The sequence below is a fragment of the Rothia amarae genome, from assembly GCF_042677725.1.
Classification (GTDB): Bacteria; Actinomycetota; Actinomycetes; order Actinomycetales; family Micrococcaceae; genus Rothia; species Rothia amarae.
In genome coordinates this window covers 1-23,125 of record NZ_JBHUCN010000005.1, presented here as the reverse complement: position 1 = coordinate 23,125, position 23,125 = coordinate 1, and the positions used below count along the sequence as shown (strand labels likewise).

Here is a 23,125-nt window from a genome sequence, read left to right as displayed (position 1 = left end):
GAAAATCAGCACTCGTGTCTAAAAAACAACTCTCTGCAGAAGATCTTGTGGAGCGCTCACAGCGTATTCAGAACATTCCTTCTGTCATGCCCCTTGATGAGATGCCTGAAGAAACCGCCCGGTATTTTCAGCAGCTTACCGACGTCAAACTCCGGTCCTTGCGCGAACCCCAATGGGGTATTTACATCGCCGAATCTTCCAAAGTTATTCGACGGGCGCTAGATACCGGTCACACACCCCATGCCTTTCTCATGAGCGAGAAATGGGCAGATGATCTTTCGGATGTTTTGTACGCTCACCCGAACACTCCCGCTTATGTGGGTTCCGAAGATAAATTGGAGCGTGTTACCGGTTTCCACCTTCATCGAGGGGCGCTGGCGGCGATGATTCGCCCGGAACCGGTCTCGGTCAAGGGTTTGGTGCAGGACGCGCAGCGTGTAGCTATCTTGGAAGATATTGTGGACCACACCAATGTGGGGGCTATTTTTCGTTCGGCAGCAGCATTGAACGTTGATGCAGTTTTGGTGACCCCGCGCTGCGCTGATCCTTTGTATCGTCGTTCTATTCGAGTTTCGATGGGCACTGTCTTTCAAGTGCCTTGGGCACGGATGGAGCAGTGGCCGGACGCATTGGATATTCTCCACGAGCAAGGGTTTACGACCGCCGCATTAGCTCTGGAAGAAGATTCGCTTACTCTGACGGACTTAGCCCGACGGCACCCCGAGCGTCTTGCATTGGTCTTGGGTACTGAGGGGCACGGTCTGCACCCACGTACTTTGCAGAAAACTTCCCACACCGTCATGATTCCTATGTCCAACGGTGTTGATTCGCTGAATGTTGCCGCTGCTTCGGCGGTAGCTTTCTGGGAGACTCGTCCTGAGTCAGCATGATTTTGGTGATATTCACGGTCAAATCGTGCTGGGGGAGTACGAGCGGTGTTATTGTAGAGAGCTGGTTAGTTTAACCGGCACATTCAATGAGATAACATCTCAACCCGTTTCAAAAGTTCCTGGCAAAATCCAGGGATAGAAGAAGGTATTACTATGAAGTCAGAAATCCATCCTGATTACCACGCGGTACTATTCCGCGACCTTGCATCAGGCAAGACCATCCTCACCAAGTCCACCATGACCTCAAATAAGACTGAGACTTGGGAAGACGGCAACGAGTACCCCCTCGTCGAGGTTGAAATTTCCTCCGAGTCACACCCGTTCTACACCGGTAAGCAGCGCATCATGGACTCTGCTGGTCGCGTGGAGCGCTTCAACGCTCGTTTCAAGAACTTCGGTAAGTCCGCTTAAGTTTCTTTCTAACCTTGAGTTAGAGCTACACCCCACACCCGTGAAACATCACAGGTTGTGGGGTGTTTTATATCTAAGCCACTACAATAGGGGACAAAGGGCGTCGTGCCCGAATCCGCTTCATTGGTTTAACGTACAAGGGAATTTCACTATGTCTCATACCGGTTCAGAGGCAACCGCACCCCGCAAAAAACGGGGGAAACTTATAGCTGGCATCATCCTGGCGATTGTGTTGCTTCTAGGTATTGGTGGATGCGCCTATATCGCATCCATCGGAGCTGCTTGGAACAATGGCACAGAGAAATTCTCTGGTAGCGAGTTCCCGTCTGATGACGGGAATGCCGCGAAAGTGGATGAATTCACCAAAAAGGTTCAGGCTGATAAAGATGCTCTTTCTAAAGACGCCACCGTTACAAACGACGCCGGAAAAAACAACGCTACCGAGAACGACAAAAACGGTAATGGCATTGCGGACAGCGTTGAAAACGGCAAAGTGACCGCGCGTCCTGCAGAAACGGGTGCTACCGATATTCTGTTGCTAGGCAGCGACTCGCGTGCCGGTTCTGCCGAGGCAGCTACTGTGAGCGGACAGCGCGCCGATACCATCATGCTATTGCACGTACCCAAAGACGGCTCAGATGCATATCTCATTTCGATTATGCGCGATACCTGGGTGAATATTCCTGGGTACGGTTCTGCAAAGATTAATGCCGGACTCAACTACGGCGGTCTTGACCTTCAGGTAGCCACCATTGAACAGCTCTTGGGTACTCGAATCGATCATATCGCCGAAATTGATTTCGCCGGATTTAAGGGTCTCACAGATGAGCTGGGTGGCGTGACCGTGCAGGTTCCGTTGAACTTCCAAACCGATGACTACACCTTTACCCAGGGTCCTATGCACTTGAACGGCGATCAGGCTCTTCAATTCGTTCGTCAGCGCTATCAGTTTAGCGACGGCGATTACCAGCGCGTCCGTAACCAGCGAATCTATATGAATGGGTTGCTTGATACCATCAAGAGCAAGGGCGCCTTCGAAAATGCAACTCAGTTCAAGTCAATGGTTGAAACTATTTCTCCCTATGTCACGGTCGATTCCGGTTTATCGGCCGGTGAAATCGCTAAGATTGCGGCTCCCTATATTGGCAGCGGAGGAGTAAATCTTCATATGATGACTCTTCCCAACGCTGGCACAGGCTGGTCAGCAGATGGTCAGTCCATCGTGGTGCTAGACCAAGCAGCTACCTCTGATCTCAGCCAATCTCTTACCAACGGTACGATGAGCGATTACATTTCTCGTTACGGGGAAGACTAACGATGAAGTAGCTCAGAATTTCTGAGTGCTCACACAGGAAAGGGGCTGTTCACTGAGGTGAACAGCCCCTTTCCTGTATGGGATATCTGACAGTTACTGGTCAGAGGTAGCCTCCATAGGGGGTCGTCCCATGAAAAGACCGAGGAAAACAATGGAAGCTCCTAGCACTATTGCCAAGATGCCCAACATCGGTTCTGCGAAGACCACGAACACACCGCCGATCAGGATGAGCGCCCCTACAATGCCCAGGAGCAAGGCAATACGACGATTGGGGTTTTCTACACCAGCACCGCTCTTCACCTCCACTGAACCGGGGCTATCAGAGGCTGTGCCTCCTCCTACTGAGAACGATCCCACCAAACCGCGTTTTTTCTTTGATAGATTCTGGCGATTTAGTTCACCCTCTGTTGGTTCGTATGACTCCGGAACCTTAAAATTTTCGGTTTCAGGCAGAAGCTCAGGAACATTGTTGGGCAATTCTTCGAACCATTCGGCAGGAAGTTCTGAGGCTCTAACCGCTTGAACGGTCAGCGAAAGTTCAAAGGCATTGCCTCGGATAGTTCCCCACGCACTGGTGAGCTTGTTGCGCTCAAACGCATAACGAATGACAGGGGCAAGTTGCTCAGACATCTGGGTGCTTAGCCTGCCCACTTTCTTGCGATCGTGGAAGACTTCGACAGAGTCAATAAAACTGCCATCAGGCTGACGAAGTGCGTTGACTTCTAGAGAGAGGATAACCCGGCCTTCGCCGCTGGGCGGCAAAATGCTGTGAAGGTACTCCGCGTAATCCTTCTCATCCAGGACCTTCATAGATGGACCTTGCGGGAGCAAAGTAGCCTGCGTGGGTGCCTGATTCAAGGGAAAGAGGGAATGGGCAGGGCTGAGAGATAGTAGCCCCTCGCTCTCAATGAAGCTTTCTCCGTCGCGTCGTCGCAGGACGGCAGAAAGCTGCAGGTGCGCGATAGCGTCGTAACCTGATGCCACGACTCGAGTAATGGGTTTCCAGTACTCGGCAGAATCGGCAGGGGAGAGACGTCCAATTTTGATGTCGTCTATATAGACGGCAATGCTATTGGGTTCATAGGGATTGTTAGGTTCAGGAATAAGTCGTGCTTCACCGTTCCACACCTTTTCTCGATCAATTTGGAGCTCCTCAAAGACCTGAAGAATCTCGGCATCGTAGTAATCATCGGTAATAACCCTGAGGGTTCCGCGATCTCCGAGTGAGTAATCGGTCAAGGCATGCTCCTTCTTTTCATCGCATTTTCTCAAGTTATAGCTTCTCACGAAAAAGCCGGTTTGACAGTGCTTATCATGTCAAACCGGCTCTTATCTTTACTTTTTCTCAGAGAGCTCTCAGAGTAAGTAAGGAATATGAATCAAATAATGCTCTACCCCTGGTTGAAATGCTGACCGCGCAGGGCTCGCTGTGCGTCATCGAGGAGTTCGAGCAGCAGACGGCGGAGGGCAGAAGGTGCTTGAGGATGTTTATCGAGCCATTCTTTGGTCTGCCTTACGACAGGATTATTGTCCCCCTTTCCGTCGGCAATGTTTACCTGGGGGTAAAGGCCTAGGATCACACGCGATGCCATTCCAATGGATTTTTCCTGCCAGGTATTCAGTAGGGCATCGAAATATTGCAGGTCTAGTCCTTCCCTCAAAGTGGAAGAGCCGTGTTGGAAACCACGTGCTGTAGCCGTGAGAATATCGTTAGACAGCTCTGAGTCCGTAAGGACGCGATGAAACGCCTTCACTTTGTTCTCCCGCTGGGGAAGGGAAGCACTAGCTTCCGCGTATCCTCGGTCTCCGAGAGCGCTGGCTGTGTGGGCTTGAGCTTGCTGCAGGATATCTTCGGTGGTTTCGTTAAGGCATGCAAGTGCCTTGAGTGCAGACCATCCAAGGGTGGGATTCAGATGCATGCCTGGGAATCCATCGGTTTCTGCTGTGGAGCCAACAACTGCACCCGGGGCGAATAGTTCGGCAACCTCTTTCCCCTCAGGAGTATGGGCTGCTACCGAAAGAATGGCGCGGATTAGAATGAGCTGCTGGTCGCTTCCTGGTTCCGCAGAGGCACTTGCCTTCTTGAGAGCTGCTAGGAGCGAATCCCACAGGGGTAAACGTTGTTCAGCGGGAACGTAGTGTGCAATTGCTGTTTGCGCCTGGGAGGTAATGCTGGTCAGCAGGGTGGCTGATTTTTCTTGAGCCAAGCTATTCTCGACGGCGACGAGGAACTCGTGAACTTCTAGTTCGGCATCGCGCACCTGGTTCCAGAGGCTACCCCAGATGAGCCCACGGGACAGAGAATCTGAGACAGTCGAGACATATTGGAGGGCGGTTGCCCGCCCATTCTCTGGGCTGACAACTACTTTTGCGTAGGTGAGATCTTCTGTGTTGAGCAAAATGGCATCGGCTTCAGTAACAGAAAGTTTCTGGCTCTCCGAGAGCGGTACAGTCACGAGCGAATGGTCGCCAGCAGGGATTTCTAGCGGTATGGTGTCAGTGAGTTCTAGCTGGGAGTCCTGGAGCTTGAAGGTGCCAATATTGAGCTGGTGGGGGCGTCCTATGCTAGGGGACACGGCTGCAGGTAGTTGCTGCTCCACCTCAAGTTTGAGGAGGTTTCCTGCTTTGTCGTATCGTCGATGCGCGTAGAGCTTCGATAGACCTTTGGTCTGCAACCAGGCTGATGCCCAGGTAATGACGTCTCGTTCAGAAACTTCATCGAGCACGGTGAGGAAATCATTCAGAGTGGTGTTGCCACCGGCAAAGCGTTTGAAATAAAGACGGGCGGCTTGGATGAAAGTTTCAAAACCTACGTAGGCAACAAGCTGTTTGAGAGCTGATGAACCCTTGGCGTAGGTAATACCGTCAAAATTCTGTTTTGCAGCTTCAAGATGGGGAATTTCAGCCACGATGGGGTGGGTGGTCGGCATCTGGTCTTGAGTATAAGCCCATGCCTTACGACTGTTGGCGAAGGTTACCCATGCCTCATCGAACTGCCCTGCTTGTTTTGATCCCAGAGTTCCCATGAACTCGGCAAACGACTCTTTCAGCCAAAGATCATTCCACCATTTCATCGTGACGAGGTCACCAAACCACATATGGCTCATTTCGTGGCAAATGACGTTCGCACGCGCCTCTAGCTGGGCTTCAGTCGCCCCGGATTCAAACAGATAGCTCTCGGTAAATGTAACCATGCCGGGGTTTTCCATTGCGCCCAAGTTATATTCCGGCACAAATGCCTGCTCGTATTTGGGGTAAGGGTAGGGATAATCAAAGAGGTCCTGGAAGAAGTCGAGACCTGCTTTGGTAACGCTGAAAATGTCGTCAGAGTCAAAGTGCTCTTTAAGGGAGTGGCGGCAGTACGCCACTAGTGGCATCGCCCCCGAATTGATTGCGGATTGAGGCTCGTATCGGTCCGTTGCTACAAAGTATTCACCCGCCAAAATAGTGGTGATATACGTCGAGATTCGCTCTGTTGACTTGAAGACTCGTTTTGTAATCGAGCTATCAGAAGGATCCTCAACGGTGCGTTCTAACTCGGCGTTGGAGCTGACCACCCAATTTTTAGGGGCGGTAATGCGGAAATTGAAAACTGCTTTGAGGTCTGGCTGTTCAAAGTTCGGAAAGACGCGGCGAGCATCGGCTGGTTCGTACTGGGTATAGAGATAGGTGCGCTGGTCGCTGGGGTCGATAAACCGGTGCATTCCCTCGCCAGAACGGGAAAAATAAGATCTGCCGTGAATGGTTAATATATTTTCTTTAGCCAAATTCTTGAGGATGATGCGTGAGCCTTCAACGGCGTCGTTGACGTTGAGATGCCGACCATTGAGTTTTACTGAATCGACAGAGTGGTGGATGTAGTCGATGAACGTTGACCCACCTTCCTGGGCCGCGAATTTCACGGTGGTAACCGTGGGGTAGGAGTCGAACGTCGTATCGGACGCGTAGGTAAGGTCGACGTGCACATCGTAGGTATCGACGGTGAGGAGGTTTGCTCGCTCACTGGCTTCTTGCTGAGTAAGATTTTCATTGTTCACAGAAATAATGTAGCAACAGATACATCTGGACTATAAATAGGTGGGGCTTCTTTGTGAAGGCGACCTTACATCAAGTTGTGGTGCGAAACACTCCAAAAGAGATCGCCTCGATTTGCGTCCCTTCAGATACCCGTGTAAATTATTACCTGTTGCCAAGAGAGGTTTGAAAAAACAACTCTTACACATCACCTGCGCGGGTGGCGGAATAGGCAGACGCGCTAGCTTGAGGTGCTAGTCCTCATATATCGAGGGTGGGGGTTCAAGTCCCCCTCCGCGCACAAAGTATATATAAAAAAGAGCTCCACAGAATGTGGGGCTCTTTTCTTGTTGATATCTTCTGGTGATAAGAGGAGCCCCGTACTTTCAAGTACGGGGCTCACACTTTATTTTGAATTTAATATCTCTTAGAAGATGAAGGAGAGAGCAAAAACCCAGATGCACATGATGGCCAACAGTGCCAAGCTGTATTTGATGGCCGCATTTGTAATCTTTGCCTCCTCTCCCGACATGTTAACCGATGCCGCAGCGATTGCAATCGACTGGGGCGAAACCATCTTCGCCACGACACCACCAGCGGTATTGGCAGCAACAAGGAGGTTCGGGCTTGCACCAATCTGCTGTGCCGTCGTTGCCTGTAGAGCAGCGAAGAGGGTGTTGTTATTGACTACCGAACCGGTTACAAACACGCCAATCCAGCCGATGACGGGGGAGAGGAAGGGGAATATGACTCCAGTCTTTGCCACCGCCAACGCAATGGATGAGCTCATGCCGCCAAAGTTCATAACGTTAGCAACTGCCATCACTAAGCAAATCATGACTACTGGCTTCCACAGCTGCAAGATAGCGCCCTTGAATTCTTCACCAGCTTCTTTCCATGAAATGTTAGAAACAACGATAGTGAGTAAAACAGCAAGCAAAATAGCTGTACCTGAAGCGCCGATAATGGACCAGGTGTAAACGGCTGTCATTGGTTTAGGAGTCTGAACAATGGGGGCAACCTGCTCAATTTTCTGGTGCAATGCTGGCATCTGAATCTTGATATTGCTCCATGCCAATAGACCTTTTTCGCCCCATAGAGCTTTCACTGCAGGAACGGACCACAAAAGAATGAATCCAGAGAGAATTAAGAAGGGGCTCCATGCCTTGAGGATTTCACTAGCCTTGAACGAAGTGTTTGATTCGTGTTCCAAAGCAGGTGCATTTTCCTCGCGGTAGATATAGGAAGGTTGCCATTTCATGCAGATAAGAGCAAGAATTACTAACCCAACCAGCGGAGGAACAATATCGACGAGTTCAGGACCGACTGTAGTGAGAATAAGAGCTTGCAGACCAGAAACGACGATACCTATGACGAGCGCTACCCAGCCAACCTGGCGAACTCCTCGTAAGCCGTCTTGTACAAGAACAATGAGCAGCGGAATAAAGACGCTGATAATTTGCAAGACCGGCACCATTTCCGCGTTAAGAGCTGAAGGGTCTACGCCACCTTGTTTAGCGCCAACTATTACAGGGATACCGATTGCACCGTAAGCACCGGACGCTACGTTGGCAATCAAAGAGTAGAGGGACGCTTTAATCGGGTTGAAACCCAAGGTGACGAGTAGTGCGGCACAGATAGCAATCGGAATACCGAATCCAGCAGCGCCTTCAAGGAAGCCGCCGAAGCAAAAAGCAATGAGCAAAACCTGAAGTCGTTGATCTGCGGAGATAGCGGAGATCGATCCCTTAATTACGGTAAAATTCCCGGCTCGAACAGTGATTCTGTAAAGCCACACAGCCATCAAAACAATCCAGCCGATGGGCCACAGGCCGTTTAGAACGCCGTACCCCGAGGCGGAAAGAGACGCCGCAAGAGGCATGTGGAACACAAAGACGGCTAGAACAACAGTTGTTATGAGAGAAACTATTGCTGCGTTGAGGCCGGACCATTTGAGGACGGTCAGCCCCAAGAGGAAAATAATAATCGGAATAGCCGCGACCAGTGCGGAAAGATAGGGAGAGCCCAGAGGATCATAGACCTGCTGCCACATGTGTGAGATTCCTTTTCAAGAGGTTTTGGTCTGAGAGGAAAAATATCGTCAAACCTGAGTGTACAGATAGAAATTTCCCCCTTGCTCTCTAGAAAAATAATGAACTCAGCTACGGAAGTAATTAGAGTCAATCTACACTAAAGCTACATTTCAACGGATTTATGTAGCTAACCTATTTCATGCTAAAGACATGAAGCTGCCGTCCGTTTAAAAAGTGTGATGAGCTTTATATGGCGGAATAATTAACATTTAGAAACATTTATAATGTGATGTAAAACAAAGTGTCAATTTGGCTTTATGTGGTTTTCCGGGATTTTCCAACGGAATGACCTGCGTGAATAGTTGTTCAACCGCACCGAAGCGCACAGATAACAACATGAAATCCCAAATCCCTTCTCTAGAAGGTGTTTAATGGGTTTAACCCGTTAGTTACCCCTCGAGGAAGGCGTTGAAATGACAACCGCTCCGAAAAACGGCAGGAAGCTCGGCATTCTAGGTGCAGGCGGCGTTGGTTCTGCAACTGCGTATGCAGCAATGCTTCGTGGAACTGCAGATGAAATCGTCATCTACGATATCGCTACTGAGCGAGCTATCGCTGAAGCTCTGGATATTTCACACGGTTCGATGTTCGCCCATGAAGCCACCGTCATTGGTGGATCGGACGTAGAGCTTTTGCGCGATTGCGATTTGATTATCGTTACCGCAGGTGCTCGCCAGCAACCTGGTCAGCCCCGTCTTGAGCTGGCCGCAGCGAACGTCCGAATCTTTGAATCAATGCTCCCTCCCATCATGGAAGTGGCTCCCAATGCCACTTTGATGATTGTTACTAACCCCTGTGATGTTCTGGCGGTAGTAGCCCAAAAAATTACAGGACTTCCCACTGAGCGTTGCTTTGCATCAGGTACTGTTCTTGACTCTTCCCGCCTACGCTGGCTCATCGCCGATCGCGCAGATGTTTCCATGCGTTCAGTTCACGCAAACATTATCGGTGAACATGGCGATTCTGAGTTCCCCGTATGGACAGCCGCCAACATTGGTATGGTCCCCATCGATGAGTGGACCAAGGGCGGTGAAATCATTTTCACCCCTGAGGTCAAGGAAGAACTTGCACTCGAAGCTATGCAGGCAGCCTACCGCATCATTGAGGGCAAGGGATCTACAAATTACGCAATTGGTATTTCTGCAGCTCGAATTGCAGAAGCAATTCTTAAAGGTCAGCGCGCAGTGCTACCTGTCTCAACTCAAATCAATGGTCGCTATGGCATTGAGGGCGATGCAGCTCTTTCCTTGCCCTCCATCGTTTCTTATGGGGGAGTCGAACAGGTTCTTGAGATCCCACTGGGCGACGAGGAAATCGAAAAACTGCAGAAATCAGCTGCAGCTATCAATAACTCGTTGAAGCAAATTGGTTTCTAACCAATACTCACGATTGAGTAACTACACTCAAGCTCAATAAGCAAGAGGCAAAGAAAATATAAACGGTGGTGAAGATATTTCTTCGCCACCGTTTTGCATATGAGATTAGATATCTATCACCTAAATAAATGAGACTGTCTTGTGCACGCGGATGACCCGACGGCGCAACCAGAAGCGACGTCGTCCACCATAAAGAATGACTGAACGCGCAAGTTCCCAGCGCCCATACTCTGAATGTTCCATCACACGAGCACGTGCTTCTTTCACGCTCTCATGCGGTTCTACAGTGATAGTAAGGTATTCAAACCTCTGATCTTTACCTGCAATACGAACATTTGCGAAGCCCACCTCTTGTTCTCGCAAATTTTCCTCCCAAATACTTTTGCTGATGCGAAATCCGCGATAACGTCTAAGGTATGAGTAACGAATCTCGAGCTGCGCTAGCAGCATTAACCAATGCTCTTGAAGAGCATCTTACCGCTATCGTCAACCGTCGGGGTGAACACGATCCCGCTATTGATAATGCTTATGTAGCAGTCGCTAACGCCTTCGAGAGATATGAAGAGACCCTCTTCGACGATTATGAAGAAGTAACCCCGCTTGAAGTTTTCTTGGATGAAGAAGACGAGGACTTTGAGGATGACTTCGATGAAGAGGACGACATCGAGTTTGAGGAAGACGACAACTTAGAACAGTAAGCTGCTGAGAGGTATTCTATCCTCTAAAATTCCTAGAGATGCAACACAGTGGTGTAAATCAATCACTGTGTTGTTGCTTTAACCGGTAAAGTTTCGTGGGTGGAATGGATACAAGCAATTATTTTGGGCCTGGTGCAAGGCCTCACCGAGTTCTTACCGATTTCGTCCTCAGGACATATTCGAATCGTAAGTCAGTTCTTACCCGATACCGCCGACCCTGGCGCAGCATTTACTGCGATTACTCAGCTGGGTACGGAAACTGCAGTTTTGGTATTTTTCTGGCGCGATATCGTTCGGATTCTTAAGAACTGGTTTGGTTCGCTCACCGGGCGGGTTGATAAAAAAGACCCCGACGCACGGATGGGCTGGTTCATTATTATCGGTTCCTTGCCCATCGGTATTTTGGGTCTATTATTGGAAAATGCAATCGATACTACTTTCCGCTCTATGTGGATTGTGGCAACTATGCTGATTGTTTTCGGTATTTTCCTGGCTATTGCAGACCGCATTGGTAAGGAACAGCGTGAACTTCACGATTTGACCGTAAAACACGGTATTATCTACGGATTTGCACAGGCTCTCGCGCTGATCCCCGGTGTATCTCGCTCCGGCGGTACCATTACCGCGGGCTTGCTGATGGGCTATACCCGTGAAGCAGCTGCTCGTTATTCTTTCTTGCTGGCATTGCCCGCTGTGTTCGCTTCTGGTCTTTACAAGTTTGCAGATAGCCTGTCTGAAGGATTCACTGGATATTATGGTCTTGGTTCAACTCTGGTTGCTACCTTGGTCGCGTTCGTGGTCGGTTACTTCATTATTGGATGGTTCCTGAAGTTCGTATCAAACAATAGCTACTCAATCTTTGTTTGGTACCGCATTGCATTGGGCATCTTGCTCTATGTGCTGTTGGGCTTCGGCATCCTTGCACCTAATAGCTAAAACTTCCCATACTCGCTCTTCTCATTAGAGGGGAGCGAGTATTGTTTTACCTGTAAATAGTTTTTCGAAAGGATTTTAATGCGCGCGTGGAAGTCTGCTGAAGTACCTCAGCTCCCTGGCAAAGCTCCCCAGCCTAAGTTATATGATTCGGCAGCTCAGAAGATTGTTGAGCTTGAAGCGGAGGACACCGCCAGCCTCTATGTTTGCGGAATTACCCCTTATGACGCTACTCATATGGGGCATGCTTCCACTTACGTAGCATTCGATATGCTTAACCGCGCCTGGAAAGACGCAGGCAGCGACGTCATCTATGTGCAGAATGTGACTGACGTTGACGACCCTTTGCTGGAGCGCGCAGAGGCTACCGGTGTTGATTGGCGAGACTTGGCCGAGGAACAGACTGACCTTTTCCGTGCTGATATGGAGGCTCTCAACGTTATTGCCCCCGACCATTACATGGGCGCGGTGGAGACTATTCCCTTGGTCGTAGAAGCTGTCGAGACTCTGCTTGAACGAGGAATTGCCTACCGTGTAGAAGGGTTTGAAAAGGACGGTGTTCAGCAACCTGCCGGTGATGTCTACTTCGACGTCAACCGCGCGGCTGAAATCAATGTAGAGGATCCCGAGCACTGGGTCTTGGGTCAGATTTGTAATCTAGACCGGGACGCCATGTACCCCATCTTTGCAGAACGCGGTGGAGACCCCCAACGTCCAGGTAAGCGCGACCCCTTTGATCCGCTTCTATGGCGGGTTGAGCGCGATGGTGAGCCCTCATGGGACGGGCGTTCGCTCGGCAAGGGGCGCCCCGGCTGGCATATTGAGTGCACCACGATTGCGCAAAAGTATTTGCCGGCGCCCTTTTCAGTTCAAGCGGGTGGTTCGGATCTTCAGTTCCCTCACCACGACATGGGAGCGGGACACGCCTATGCTCTCACAGGTAAACCCATGGCGCGCCATTATGCACATGCCGGCATGGTAGGGCTCGACGGCGAAAAGATGAGTAAGTCTTTGGGCAACCTTGTGTTGGTGTCCAAGCTGCGTGCGCAGGGTGTTGACCCCAGTGCTATCCGGCTTGCAATTCTGGCGAATCACTACCGTGATGACTGGTTCTGGACCGACGATATTCTAGAAAAAGCCAAGACTCGTTTGGAAGTATATCGGCAGGCTATCGGTTTAGCGTCAGCCGAAACGGATGAAGCTGCGGAAGCTACGCTCAAAACCGTACGAAAGTTCCTGGCCGATGATTTGAATACCCTGGATGCTCTCTCAGCGCTTGATGATTGGGCTCTGTCCACCCTCAAGAATGGTCGCGGTGGCGGTGCGAAACTCATCACTGACCTGTTGAACGCGCGCTTGGGCGTTATCCTTTAGCATGAACTGTTTATCAAAGGAGGGGGACCGAAAAATCGGTTCCCCTCTTTTGCGATTACGGCTAAAGCATTAACCGTCTCGTCTTTTAAGAAAGCGCTCGAATTCGGCCGCTATATCTTCACCCGACATATTTTCCAGAGATGAATTTTCTTGATCGGATTCAAGCTGCTTGACGTAAGCGGCGAGTTCGGGTTCTTCTTCCATGAGTTCTGCTGCACCGCGTTCCCACGCATGTGTTTCTTCTTCAATGGTGCGCAGGGGAATTGCTAGTGAAAAGAGTGATTCTATGCCGCGAAGCAGTTCCAATGTGGCTTTGGGGTGCGGTGGGTGCCCAGCATAGTGAGGAATCGAAACCCAGAGCGAAAGATCTGAGATTCCATATTGACGAGCAGTATGAGCCAGTACACCAATGATGCCCGTGGGGCCGGTGTAGGACTGCTGATGAACCCTATCGTTCTCTCGCAGTGTCGGGGAATAGCTAGTGACGTTGACCGGAAATACTTGAGTGTGGGGCACTTCGGCTAGCAAAGCGCCCAGTAAGACGATGTGGTCGACGCCAAACTCGCGCGCTGCGCCCATTAAGGCAGCCACAAATGTATGCCATTTGAGCTGTGGTTCAGGACCTGTCACTGTGATGAAATGTATGCGGCGACTCTCGTCCGTCCAACGATGCATAGAAATTGACGGCCAGGTGATTTGACCGGTTCCGTCGTCCTGCGAAATGAGGAGGGGACGGTTAGTGGTGAAGTCATAGAAATCTTCGCTTTCAAAACCAGAAAGTTCCTGTGCAGAATATATTCTTTCCAGGTAGGTCAGGGTTTCTGTTGCTGCCGAGCCGGCGTCATTCCAACCTTCAAATGCGCACAGCATTACCGTGGTGTACCCCGAATCATCAGAGGAGGACTGGGAAAAAAGGTTTTCTGGAAAATGATTAGCAAAAGACACCAGACCATTCTAGTGGTGATTTTTGAATTCCACAGCCCCTCAGAGCATGTTGGGGAGAACAAAACCTGTAATCTGGGAGGAAATAGAAAAGGGAGATATGGAAAAAAGCCTGGGTCTAAAAATTATGAAGGTGCGTGGGGTACCTGTTTATCTAAAGCCTTCGTGGTTTGTGCTGATGCTGGTGGTGAGCCTTGGATACGGGCTCTTATTGCAGAGTCTTTCTTCCTCCAGCGGTCTCCGCCCCTTTATCATCTCCTCCGTGCTGGCTATCCTGGTGGCGCTAGGAGTATTGATTCACGAGGTAGCGCACGCTGTGGTGGGGCTTGCTCGGGGTCAAAAAGTTCTCTATATTTCGCTGACCCTGTGGGGCGGTGTCACCAAATTAACACCTGGAACAGCAGTTTCTTCATTCTTAGTTTCTATGGCAGGCCCGCTGGTAAACCTGCTTTTTGCAGGTTTGTTGTGGCTGATCGCGGGCTTGTTAGGGCCTTCCGCCTGGGGACTGGGTTTCCTGCTGGCAGCACAAGCAAACTTCTTTATCTCTCTTTTCAATCTTGTTCCTGCCTATCCGCTCGACGGCGGACATGCATTGGAAGCGTTGATTACCCACTTCACGAGACTGCGTTCTCAGGGCGTGAAGTACACGGCATGGGTCACGCTGATGATTATTCCTATCTTCATCGCAGCATTCATTTACTTCGGATTGACATCAAGCATGGTAAATCTAGCCATCTTAGTGATGGTGTGTAGCTACCTCTGGTCAGCCGGTTTTCCTGCCCTTACCTCGGTTGGAAACCAGAGTTCGTCGTCAGACCGGTTGCGGGTAGAAAATATTTGCCAATCGGCAGTGTTTGTTCAAGAAAATGAGCAAATTGTGGATGTCGCATCTGGGTGGGACGGGCACTCCTCCCTGCTGGTAGGTTCTCCAGAACATTCGTCATCGTGGGTTCCTGCCGAGGCACTACGGTCGGCTATTTCGTCGGGGCAGCTCAACGAACCTATTGCACAGCTAGCGGTACCTCTGGGGGTAGGAATTCCCCTCAGCGGGACAAGGCTAGATACTCTGGATTACTTCAATGGAGCTGTTTTCTCAGCTCAGCAAGACTATTACATCCGCGGGGAAGTTCCTCTGGCCTATCCCGTAGTAGATCGTCACAGAATTGTTGGTTTGCTGATTCACCGCACCATAGCGCAGGCTCTCTATGAAGAATCTTCATATTTGCGCCGTACATATCCCGCAGGAAACTAACAGTGTTAGGTCAAGCTCACTCCAGAAGATAGCCGGTGTGTCAGGCTTCTTTTCTGCAAGAATAGACAGTAACTCTTACTTATAGCTCTTTTCAGGAGAACTTTTCACCGATGCAGAATTACACACCCACCGGCAGCATCAATCGTCGGGGACCTTTCCGTATAGGGGAGCGAGTGCAGCTCACCGACGAACGTGGCAAAATTTCAACAATCACGCTGGCTGCTGGCGGGGAGTACCATTCCCATCGGGGATACTTCAAACATGATGAATTGATTGGTGCCCCTGAAGGCACGGTCATCGAGAATTCAGAAGGTCTGAAAATTCAGACAATGCGCCCTCTTTACCGGGACTTTGTTCTGTCGATGCCTCGTGGCGCAGCCGTTGTTTATCCCAAAGACGCCGGTCAGATTGTAACCATGGCGGATATTTTCCCAGGCGCGCGTGTCATCGAGGCCGGCGTCGGTTCGGGCGCGCTCTCAATTTCGCTATTGCGAGCTATCGGTGATTTCGGGCATCTGCGTTCCTTCGAACGACGTGAAGAGTTTGCAGAAATTGCGCGAGGAAATGTAGAAACCATGTTTGGCGGACCGCACCCCGCATGGGAAATCACTTTGGGCGATCTTGCAGAAACCTTGGGCGATGTCGAAGAACCTGCCTCTGTGGATCGCGCCGTCTTAGATATGCTCGCCCCCTGGGAGTGCATCGACGCCGTGGCAACAGCACTTGCCCCCGGCGGCGTGATCATTTGTTATGTAGCCACCGTGACCCAGCTTTCCCGTACCGCTGAAGCTTTACGCGCTGACGGACGTTTCACCGAGCCAGAATCCCACGAAACGATGGTTCGGGGATGGCATGTGGAAGGTCTTGCCGTACGCCCAGACCACCGCATGGTAGCCCACACTGGCTTCCTGATTACTGCTCGAAGACTGGCCGACGGTGCCGTCCGCCTGGCTCCCAAGCGCCGCGCGTCGAAAACCGAATTTTCTCAAGAAGACATGAATGCCTGGTCGCCCGCGGCTCTGGGCGAGCGTAATGTGTCTGATCGCAAACTACGCCGAGCAGCCAAAGATGCGCTAAACCTTGCGGAGAAATCAGCTATTTCAACAGAGGCAGCCCACGAGAGCGAATAGGCACTACCCGCGAAGATCGTGAAGAACGAGGAGGAGAACATGTCAGAGCAAGCTGAGAAGAATGTTTCTGCGCAGGATTTTGAACGTATTATGCGCCAGCTGAATGTCGCAAATGAGGGTCGGAGAAATCTTGACCGTCAATTGCGTGTAGCTAGCGAGCGCAATCAGAAACTGGTGACTGCGTTAGCAAAGACTAAAGCTGAAATTGAGAATCTCAGACTAGCTCTTTCCCAGGAAGTTACTCCTCCGCTCAACACTGCGACAGTCCTTGACGTACATACCGGGGGTATGACCTATGACGACTTGGCGGAGGGAAAGACTCCTGCCGAGTTGGAAGAATACCTCGATGTTATGCTCTCCGGTCGGCGCGTGCGCATTACTTGCTCACCGCTGTTGAAAATTGGGCAGGTGAAACCGGGTATGACCGTTCTGCTGAATGATCAGACTCAAGCCGTTTTGAGCTTAGGCTTTGAATCCTTGGGTGAGGTTGTGACTATCCGAGAAATTTTGGATGATTCCCGCGCTGTGGTTGATATGCCTAATCAGGCAAAAAGCGTGGTGCGTATTTCAGAGAATCTGAACGCTTCATCGCTTACCCTGGGTGACACCGTTACCTATGATTCAAGGATTGGGATGATTACCGGTCTTGTACCAACGAACGATGCCCAAGAGCTGGTACTGGAAAAAGTTCCCGACATCAGTTATGCCAATATCGGTGGACTGAGTACTCAAATTGGCCAGATTCAAGACGCCGTTGAGCTGCCATTTTTGCACCCTGAGATTTTTCGCGTCTACAATCTCACCCCGCCCAAAGGTATTTTGTTGTACGGCCCTCCCGGCAACGGTAAGACTCTCATTGCTAAAGCTGTGGCGAACTCACTGGCGGCTCGTATAGAGGCCTTGCATCCGGGGCAGAAGCGCACGGGATACTTTTTGAATATTAAGGGTCCCGAGCTATTGGACAAGTACGTGGGGGAGACGGAACGGCAGATCCGCGATATCTTTACCGCTGCGCGTCAAAAGGCTGAAGAAGGAAACCCCGTGGTGGTTTTCTTCGATGAGATGGAATCTCTTTTCCGCACGCGCGGTAGCGGACGAAGCTCCGACGTGGAGACCACCATCGTGCCGCAGTTGCTATCAGAAATCGATGGTGTGGAAGCACTTGATAATGTCATCGTCATTGGTGCAACGAACCGGGAAGATATGATTGATCCTGCTGTCTTAAGACCGGGACGTTTGGACATCAAGATTCGGGTCAATCGACCAGATCGGCTGGGGACCGAAGAGATATTTGGCTTGTATCTCAACGAGTCTTTGCCTTTACATTCGTCCGTGATTGACCGCTTTGGCTCGTCTCAGGCAGCTGTTGCAGCAATGAATCATGAAATCACTGAGGCACTCTTTGCTACCACTGACGAAAACCGCTATGTGCAGGTGGAATTCTCCCACGGCACTTTCCAGTGGCTTTATCGGGGAGATTTTCTCTCTGGTGCGGTGATTCGTAATATCGTGGATGCCGCCAAAAAATTTGCCATCAAAGATCAGCTGGATAGCGGGGAATCAGGTATCCGTTTTGAGCACTTGCAGGAAGCAGTCCGAGCCGAGTTTGAAGACCAAGTTGAGGTACCTCAGATGGCTGAAGTGGAGGACGTCCTGGCAAGCAAAAATATCCGTCAGCCCATAGCCAATATTTTGCCGGTTTCCAACAAATTCTCCGGTGAAAGGGGACGTGCATAATGAGCGTTCGTCGCATTATGGGAGCAGAGACTGAGTTTGGCGTACTAGCGCCCGGCAACCTTTCGGCGAATCCTACTGTACTTTCAGCTCAGGTAGTGAGCACCTATGATTCGCTGTTTCACGCAGAATTGCAGGCACATTCAACCGCTGAATGGGGATATTCCTCGGAGTCTCCGCTGAGCGATTCACGAGGCACTGAGATCCCTGAAAAAGATGCTCATGTGACTCAGCTCACCCACCAGGCTAATGTTCTCACCAGTGAGCAAATCGCTGCTGAGGCACTGCAGGATTCAGGGTTGTATGCGGAACGGTTGAATTGGGATGCGGTCACTATGAACTCCATCCTGCCCAACGGAGCTCGACTCTACGTAGACCACGCTCACCCCGAGTATTCTTCACCTGAGGTCGCCTCACCGATGGACGCCGTTAAATGGGACGCCGCCGGTGATTGGATTGCTGCTCAGGTAGTCCAACGTTCGGCAGACTCGCCGGTGCTAGAGACTATCAACCTTTACAAAAACAACACGGACTCCAAGGGGCAGTCGTACGGTAGCCACGAGAACTACCAAATGAGCAGGGACACTGATTTCGACGACGTCATCCAGGGACTTCTTCCCTTTTTTGCCACTCGCATCATTATGACCGGAGCAGGCCGCGTAGGTATCGGCACGAAGGGCGAAACTGCTGGGTTCCAAATTTCTCAGCGCGCCGACTTCTTTGAGCGCGAAGTGGGGCTGGAGACTACCATCCGTCGTCCTCTTATCAATACCCGAGATGAGCCCCATGCAGATTCTGAGCGATTCCGCCGTCTACACGTGATTACCGGGGATGCCAACCTTTCCCATGTTTCGAATCTTCTCAAATTCGGTACTACGTCTTTGGTTCTTGCCCTCATCGAGAAGGGGGTGGCACCTCATATTGTGTTGGCTGATCCTGTTCATGCCATGCATACGGTGAGCCACGATTTAACTCTGTCCGAAAAAATAGCTCTCAGCGGCGGGGGAGAGGCAACAGCTCTTCAGATTCAGAGAGAATACTTGGAGGCGGCAGAAGAATATTTCTCGGGTGTCGATGAAGAAACCGATCAGGTTATCTCGCTGTGGAATGAAGTCCTCGATGCCTTGGAAACCAACCTCTTCTCCCTCGCCAATCGTCTGGACTGGGTGGCTAAATATTCTTTGATGCGTCAGTACGTGGCCCAGGGCATCGGATGGGACAACCCTAAGCTTGCGGCTTTGGACATCCAATATTCAGACATCAGACCTCAAAAAGGCCTGTACTTTAAACTAGTTGAACTAGGCAGGATGCAGACTCTCTTCTCCCCTGAAGAAATAGCCGACGCCGCGCGTCATGCACCGGAGAATACTCGCGCCTATTTGCGTGGTGAGTTCATCAAGCGCTGGCCCGAGGAGCTAATCAGCGTGAATTGGGATACCGTTGTAGCGCGTAACCAATTGCAGACGGAAGTTCACCGTCTCACCATGGATAATCCGTCGGCGTTTACTGCGGAGCAGACGCGGCAAGTCCTCAACAGTCCCACGGCGGTTGAGGTCATTGAGTCCCTTAACAACGTACAGAAGGAGAAATAATTATGAAGCGCGAACAAATTCAGCAACAGCACCAGCAGCAAAACGCTACGGACCAGGACGAGATTTCGATTGCTCAACAAAATTCTGAGGTCAATCAAGAACTATTGGGTGAAACAGATGATTTACTCGCAGAAATCGATGGCTTGCTTGAAGAGAATGCAGAAGATTTCGTGAAGGGTTTTGTGCAAAAAGGCGGTCAATAAACTGCTCCCTAGTTCCCAGGCAACCGAAAGAGATTATGAGCTGTGAAAAAGAGAATTTTTGGTATTGAAACTGAATTTGGTATTACCTACGTACCCTCTTCATTAGGTCCGATTGGTCCTGAAGAAGCAGCTCGTATCTTATTCAAGCCCGTGGTGGAGTCATGGCGTTCAACAAACGTTTTTCTCCCCAACGGTTCCCGCCTGTACCTGGATGTCGGGTCTCACCCCGAATACGCCACCGCTGAATCGGCAACATTACGTGATCTCATTGCCCAAGATAAGGCGGGGGAGCTACTTTTTGCGGATTTACTGAACCAAGCCCAAGACAGCATCGAAGCGGAGGGCAAAGAGGGAACTTTCTACCTGTTTAAAAATAATGTTGATTCAGCGGGGAACTCATTCGGATCCCACGAGAATTACATGCTTGAACGGCGAGTGGAATTTTCAAAGCTCGTCCGTTCCCTCATCCCTTTTTTGATTACTCGCCAGATTATGGTGGGAGCAGGTAAAACGCATCCGCACGGCCCCGAAGCATGGAGACCTCTCACCGGGCAGGATAAAAAACACGGTACGCCAAGTTTTTCATTTTCCCAAAGGGCGGATTACATCTGGGAGGGCGCCTCTACTGCAACTACTCGCTCTCGTCCACTTATCAATACCCGCGATGAGCCACACGCCGACCCCAACCAATATCGCCGGATGCACGTCATCAACGGTGATTCCAATATGTCTGAGACAACCACCCTCCTAAAAATTGGCGCAACAGACATTATCCTTCGCATGCTGGAAGATCATTTTCCACTGGAAAACTTCGAAATAAAGGACACAGCGAATGCCCTGCGCACGGTGTCGCACGATCTCACAGGCACTACACGATTTGAGTTGGCAGATGGCTCCTACAAGAATGCTCTGGAGTTGCAACGCAGCTATTTGCGAGCAGCTCAGAAGTATATAGCTGATGCAGGTGCACACCATGCAGATGTTCCTTATATTTTGGATTTATGGAACAGAGCTTTGATTGCGGTTGAAACACAGGACATTTCGGGTATCGATACCGAAATTGACTGGGCTATCAAGAAAAAACTTTTAGATTCTTATATAGCGCGTGGTGCTAAAGATTATGCGGATTCTCGAATCCAGCAACTAGATTTGGCTTATCACAGCATCGACCCTGACCGCGGCGTCTTTAACGTGCTACAAAAAGCAGGGCGTGCCCGTCGTGTGATTGACCCCGGTGCTGTTGAAAAAGCTACGTTGCAACCACCTGAAACTAGAGCGAAAATTCGAGGTAGTTTTATTCAGGCCGCACATAGGGCAGGGGAACCCACCACCGTTGACTGGGTACATTTAAGGCTCAACAACAAACCTCAATTGAACGCAGTATGTAAGGATCCGTTCGCTACCGAGGACTCGACGGTCAAGCAGTTAATTGATCTGCTGGGAGCTCAAAAAACGCAGGAATGGATGCCGCCTTTCATCTAAAGTTGAGGGTTTTCCTCCGCATCTTGCGTTACCATTGCACATTAGATTCAGAACCGTAATCATGAGAAAGAAGTTCGATTTGCAGAAGAAAATTTTTGTAGTAGCAACCGGAGCTGTACTTACGCTAGCGCTAGCTGCATGCTCCGGATCCAGCTCGTCATTGGACGATGTCCAATATTCTCTCAATGATGCGACCGCTGAGCCCTCGGTTTCATTCCAGACCCCCTTCACTACAGATGAAACATCAACCCACGTGATTGAAGAGGGCGATGGCGAAGAGATTAAGGATGGCGACAACCTTCTCATCGAGGCAACTGTATTCAAGGGTGACGACGGCTCAAAGGTAGGTAGTACCTACGCTCAGTCACCCATCTTGATTCCTGTGGGTGAGGATCTGAAAAAAACTGCTCCCGAGCTGTACGATGTTTTGACTTCATCGAAGGTGGGTACCAGCTTCTCTTATACCTCCAACATGGTTCCCAGTGCGGATGCCAGCGGTAGCCCCAGCGCTTCTGAGGCAGCTGAAGACACCCCTGCAAACGTTGAGGTCTATACCATCAAGAGCAAGCTGCTAGAAAATGCAACCGGTGATGAAACTCCTCAAAAGGATCTCAATTCGGCTCTAGAATCTTTCAAGGTAGGCGACGACGGCAAAGCAGAGTTGAAGCTGAAGGCTGATCGCGGAGATGCTCCAAAGGAACTTGTTTCCCAGGACATGATTAAGGGTAAGGGTGAGAAAGTTAAAGCTTCCGATACCTTGTACGTCAAGTACCAGGGCGTGCGCTGGGAAGACGGCAAAGCGTTCGACGGTAACTTTGATGGAACCCCCGCCGAGCTCAATCTGCAGGGCGTCATCAAGGGTTGGACTCAGGGTCTAGAGGGCAAGACGGTTGGTTCACGCGTTCTACTCATCATTCCTGAAGATTTGGCCTACGGTAAGGACGCCGGCGAGAACGCTCCCAGCGGTCCACTTGTCTTCGTTGTTGATATTTTGGGGGCTAGCGATAATCCTCAGGCTGCCGCAAGCATGCAGTCTCCCTCTGCCAGTGCTTCCGGTTCGGCGTCTGCCAGCCCTAGCGCCTCACCAGCTGCTGAATCGGCAGAGCCCACCACTTCGGCTCAGCCTACTTCAACCGAGTCCGGTAAATAATACTTCCCACCTCTAAACAGAAAGAAGAAAACTATGTCCTTTGGTCAGCGTAAGTTAGATCGTACAAAGCCTGAAATTGATTTCCCTGAGGGTGGAGTACCTGAAGACCTTAAGATTATTGATGAAATCGAAGGATCTGGCGAAGCGGTAGCTGCTGGCGATCAGATTTCTTGCCACTACGTGGGCGTGGCATTTTCCACCGGTGAAGAATTTGATTCTTCCTGGAACCGCGGAGAGCCCTTGGCATTCCGCGTAGGTATCGGTCAGGTTATCCAGGGCTGGGATCAGGGTCTGTTGGGAATGAAAGTAGGCGGCCGCCGTCGTCTGGAAATCCCTTCTGAGATGGCCTATGGCGAGCGCGGCGCCGGTGCAGCAATTGCGCCTAATGAAGCTCTTATCTTCGTTGTCGACCTTCTAGATGTAAAAAAGTAATTCGTCTAGCGCGATGAATAGTAGCCCCCGAGGATTGAACTGGCCCCCGAAAGTTGGACTGGTTTTATTCTAGGCGGTTAGAGGCTTTAGGGTCTGGTTCCGGT

At 50.6% G+C, this 23,125-nt stretch carries 20 protein-coding genes and 1 tRNA gene; 16 read left to right on the top strand and 5 right to left on the bottom strand.

Annotated features, from left to right (window positions below; translation table 11 throughout):
* Positions 1-86 precede the first annotated feature (86 nt).
* The 3 genes from ACFR81_RS01505 (at position 87) to ACFR81_RS01495 (ending at position 2,616) form a co-directional block, all read left to right on the top strand.
* On the top strand, positions 87-890 hold the full coding sequence (locus tag ACFR81_RS01505) for a TrmH family RNA methyltransferase (RefSeq protein WP_377148616.1): 804 nt from the start codon (positions 87-89) through the stop codon (positions 888-890).
* Positions 891-1,043: 153 nt separating this feature from the next.
* Positions 1,044-1,301: a type B 50S ribosomal protein L31 gene (locus ACFR81_RS01500; protein ID WP_068170978.1), complete on the top strand. Its 258-nt coding sequence runs from the start codon at positions 1,044-1,046 to the stop codon at positions 1,299-1,301.
* A gap of 151 nt (positions 1,302-1,452) precedes the next feature.
* The gene (locus ACFR81_RS01495; protein WP_145174611.1) at positions 1,453-2,616 is read left to right on the top strand and encodes an LCP family glycopolymer transferase; all 1,164 of its coding nucleotides are present in this window, start codon (positions 1,453-1,455) and stop codon (positions 2,614-2,616) included.
* A gap of 93 nt (positions 2,617-2,709) precedes the next feature.
* Here the strand turns inward: ACFR81_RS01495 and ACFR81_RS01490 are convergent, their stop codons facing one another.
* Both ACFR81_RS01490 and pepN read right to left on the bottom strand, forming a co-directional pair.
* Positions 2,710-3,855 (bottom strand): hypothetical protein, encoded by a 1,146-nt coding sequence (locus tag ACFR81_RS01490; RefSeq protein WP_190616551.1) that lies wholly within the window; start codon positions 3,853-3,855, stop codon positions 2,710-2,712.
* Positions 3,856-4,007: 152 nt separating this feature from the next.
* Positions 4,008-6,653 (bottom strand): aminopeptidase N, encoded by a 2,646-nt coding sequence (pepN, locus tag ACFR81_RS01485; RefSeq protein WP_343873681.1) that lies wholly within the window; start codon positions 6,651-6,653, stop codon positions 4,008-4,010.
* A 191-nt stretch (positions 6,654-6,844) separates the two neighbouring features.
* Between pepN and ACFR81_RS01480 the strand changes: the two genes are divergently transcribed.
* Positions 6,845-6,931: transfer RNA gene (locus ACFR81_RS01480), tRNA-Leu, on the top strand.
* 126 nt (positions 6,932-7,057) lie between these two features.
* On the opposite strand, the gene ACFR81_RS01475 is transcribed toward ACFR81_RS01480, so the two are convergent.
* Positions 7,058-8,683 carry an L-lactate permease gene (locus tag ACFR81_RS01475; protein ID WP_343873678.1) on the bottom strand — a complete coding sequence of 542 codons (1,626 nt, stop codon included), beginning with the start codon at positions 8,681-8,683 and terminating at the stop codon, positions 7,058-7,060.
* A gap of 453 nt (positions 8,684-9,136) precedes the next feature.
* Here ACFR81_RS01475 and ACFR81_RS01470 point away from each other — a divergent pair, with 453 nt between their 5' ends.
* Positions 9,137-10,099, top strand: coding sequence for an L-lactate dehydrogenase (locus ACFR81_RS01470; RefSeq protein WP_068170992.1), 963 nt, complete (start codon positions 9,137-9,139; stop codon positions 10,097-10,099).
* Positions 10,100-10,219: 120 nt separating this feature from the next.
* On the opposite strand, the gene ACFR81_RS01465 is transcribed toward ACFR81_RS01470, so the two are convergent.
* Positions 10,220-10,462 (bottom strand): DUF5703 family protein, encoded by a 243-nt coding sequence (locus ACFR81_RS01465; protein WP_068170994.1) that lies wholly within the window; start codon positions 10,460-10,462, stop codon positions 10,220-10,222.
* Positions 10,463-10,515: 53 nt separating this feature from the next.
* On the opposite strand from ACFR81_RS01465, the gene ACFR81_RS01460 reads away from it, so the two are divergent.
* From ACFR81_RS01460 to mshC, 3 genes are all read left to right on the top strand, one after another.
* The gene (locus ACFR81_RS01460; protein ID WP_068170997.1) at positions 10,516-10,797 is read left to right on the top strand and encodes a hypothetical protein; all 282 of its coding nucleotides are present in this window, start codon (positions 10,516-10,518) and stop codon (positions 10,795-10,797) included.
* Between the two features lie 99 nt (positions 10,798-10,896).
* Complete coding sequence (locus ACFR81_RS01455) at positions 10,897-11,733, top strand: undecaprenyl-diphosphate phosphatase (RefSeq protein WP_343873671.1); 837 nt, start codon at positions 10,897-10,899, stop codon at positions 11,731-11,733.
* Between the two features lie 78 nt (positions 11,734-11,811).
* Positions 11,812-13,104, top strand: a complete 1,293-nt coding sequence (gene mshC, locus ACFR81_RS01450) for a cysteine--1-D-myo-inosityl 2-amino-2-deoxy-alpha-D-glucopyranoside ligase (protein WP_343873668.1) — start codon at positions 11,812-11,814, stop codon at positions 13,102-13,104.
* 69 nt (positions 13,105-13,173) lie between these two features.
* Here mshC and ACFR81_RS01445 read toward each other — a convergent pair whose 3' ends face one another.
* Entirely contained in the window at positions 13,174-14,049 is an 876-nt protein-coding gene (locus ACFR81_RS01445; protein ID WP_083147244.1) for a PAC2 family protein, read from the bottom strand.
* 97 nt (positions 14,050-14,146) lie between these two features.
* Here ACFR81_RS01445 and ACFR81_RS01440 point away from each other — a divergent pair, with 97 nt between their 5' ends.
* The 8 genes from ACFR81_RS01440 to ACFR81_RS01405 all read left to right on the top strand — a co-directional run bounded on the left by ACFR81_RS01440 (position 14,147) and on the right by ACFR81_RS01405 (position 23,021).
* Complete coding sequence (locus tag ACFR81_RS01440) at positions 14,147-15,298, top strand: site-2 protease family protein (RefSeq protein WP_343873664.1); 1,152 nt, start codon at positions 14,147-14,149, stop codon at positions 15,296-15,298.
* A gap of 110 nt (positions 15,299-15,408) precedes the next feature.
* On the top strand, positions 15,409-16,428 hold the full coding sequence (locus tag ACFR81_RS01435) for a tRNA (adenine-N1)-methyltransferase (protein WP_343873662.1): 1,020 nt from the start codon (positions 15,409-15,411) through the stop codon (positions 16,426-16,428).
* Positions 16,429-16,467: 39 nt separating this feature from the next.
* Positions 16,468-18,165 (top strand): proteasome ATPase, encoded by a 1,698-nt coding sequence (gene arc, locus ACFR81_RS01430; protein ID WP_343873660.1) that lies wholly within the window; start codon positions 16,468-16,470, stop codon positions 18,163-18,165.
* Entirely contained in the window at positions 18,165-19,754 is a 1,590-nt protein-coding gene (gene dop / locus ACFR81_RS01425; protein WP_343873658.1) for a depupylase/deamidase Dop, read from the top strand. The genes arc and dop overlap by 1 nt, the downstream gene beginning before the upstream one ends.
* 2 nt (positions 19,755-19,756) lie before the next feature.
* Positions 19,757-19,957, top strand: coding sequence for a ubiquitin-like protein Pup (locus ACFR81_RS01420; RefSeq protein ID WP_145174666.1), 201 nt, complete (start codon positions 19,757-19,759; stop codon positions 19,955-19,957).
* A 42-nt stretch (positions 19,958-19,999) separates the two neighbouring features.
* The gene (gene pafA / locus ACFR81_RS01415) at positions 20,000-21,439 is read left to right on the top strand and encodes a Pup--protein ligase (RefSeq protein WP_343873654.1); all 1,440 of its coding nucleotides are present in this window, start codon (positions 20,000-20,002) and stop codon (positions 21,437-21,439) included.
* Positions 21,440-21,518: 79 nt separating this feature from the next.
* Positions 21,519-22,589 carry an FKBP-type peptidyl-prolyl cis-trans isomerase gene (locus ACFR81_RS01410; RefSeq protein WP_238397911.1) on the top strand — a complete coding sequence of 357 codons (1,071 nt, stop codon included), beginning with the start codon at positions 21,519-21,521 and terminating at the stop codon, positions 22,587-22,589.
* Positions 22,590-22,622: 33 nt separating this feature from the next.
* The gene (locus ACFR81_RS01405) at positions 22,623-23,021 is read left to right on the top strand and encodes an FKBP-type peptidyl-prolyl cis-trans isomerase (protein ID WP_068171027.1); all 399 of its coding nucleotides are present in this window, start codon (positions 22,623-22,625) and stop codon (positions 23,019-23,021) included.
* Positions 23,022-23,125 lie beyond the last annotated feature (104 nt).

Excerpts from the sequence above, each read along its gene's own strand:
- ACFR81_RS01505 (WP_377148616.1), top strand. The coding sequence starts at position 87 with ATGCCCCTTGATGAGATGCCTGAAGAAACCGCCCGGTATTTTCAGCAG.
- ACFR81_RS01500 (WP_068170978.1), top strand. The coding sequence starts at position 1,044 with ATGAAGTCAGAAATCCATCCTGATTACCACGCGGTACTATTCCGCGAC.
- ACFR81_RS01495 (WP_145174611.1), top strand. The coding sequence starts at position 1,453 with ATGTCTCATACCGGTTCAGAGGCAACCGCACCCCGCAAAAAACGGGGG.
- ACFR81_RS01475 (WP_343873678.1), bottom strand. The coding sequence starts at position 8,683 with ATGTGGCAGCAGGTCTATGATCCTCTGGGCTCTCCCTATCTTTCCGCA.
- ACFR81_RS01470 (WP_068170992.1), top strand. The coding sequence starts at position 9,137 with ATGACAACCGCTCCGAAAAACGGCAGGAAGCTCGGCATTCTAGGTGCA.
- ACFR81_RS01460 (WP_068170997.1), top strand. The coding sequence starts at position 10,516 with ATGAGTAACGAATCTCGAGCTGCGCTAGCAGCATTAACCAATGCTCTT.
- mshC (WP_343873668.1), top strand. The coding sequence starts at position 11,812 with ATGCGCGCGTGGAAGTCTGCTGAAGTACCTCAGCTCCCTGGCAAAGCT.
- ACFR81_RS01440 (WP_343873664.1), top strand. The coding sequence starts at position 14,147 with ATGGAAAAAAGCCTGGGTCTAAAAATTATGAAGGTGCGTGGGGTACCT.
- ACFR81_RS01435 (WP_343873662.1), top strand. The coding sequence starts at position 15,409 with ATGCAGAATTACACACCCACCGGCAGCATCAATCGTCGGGGACCTTTC.
- arc (WP_343873660.1), top strand. The coding sequence starts at position 16,468 with ATGTCAGAGCAAGCTGAGAAGAATGTTTCTGCGCAGGATTTTGAACGT.
- dop (WP_343873658.1), top strand. The coding sequence starts at position 18,165 with ATGAGCGTTCGTCGCATTATGGGAGCAGAGACTGAGTTTGGCGTACTA.
- ACFR81_RS01420 (WP_145174666.1), top strand. The coding sequence starts at position 19,757 with ATGAAGCGCGAACAAATTCAGCAACAGCACCAGCAGCAAAACGCTACG.
- ACFR81_RS01405 (WP_068171027.1), top strand. The coding sequence starts at position 22,623 with ATGTCCTTTGGTCAGCGTAAGTTAGATCGTACAAAGCCTGAAATTGAT.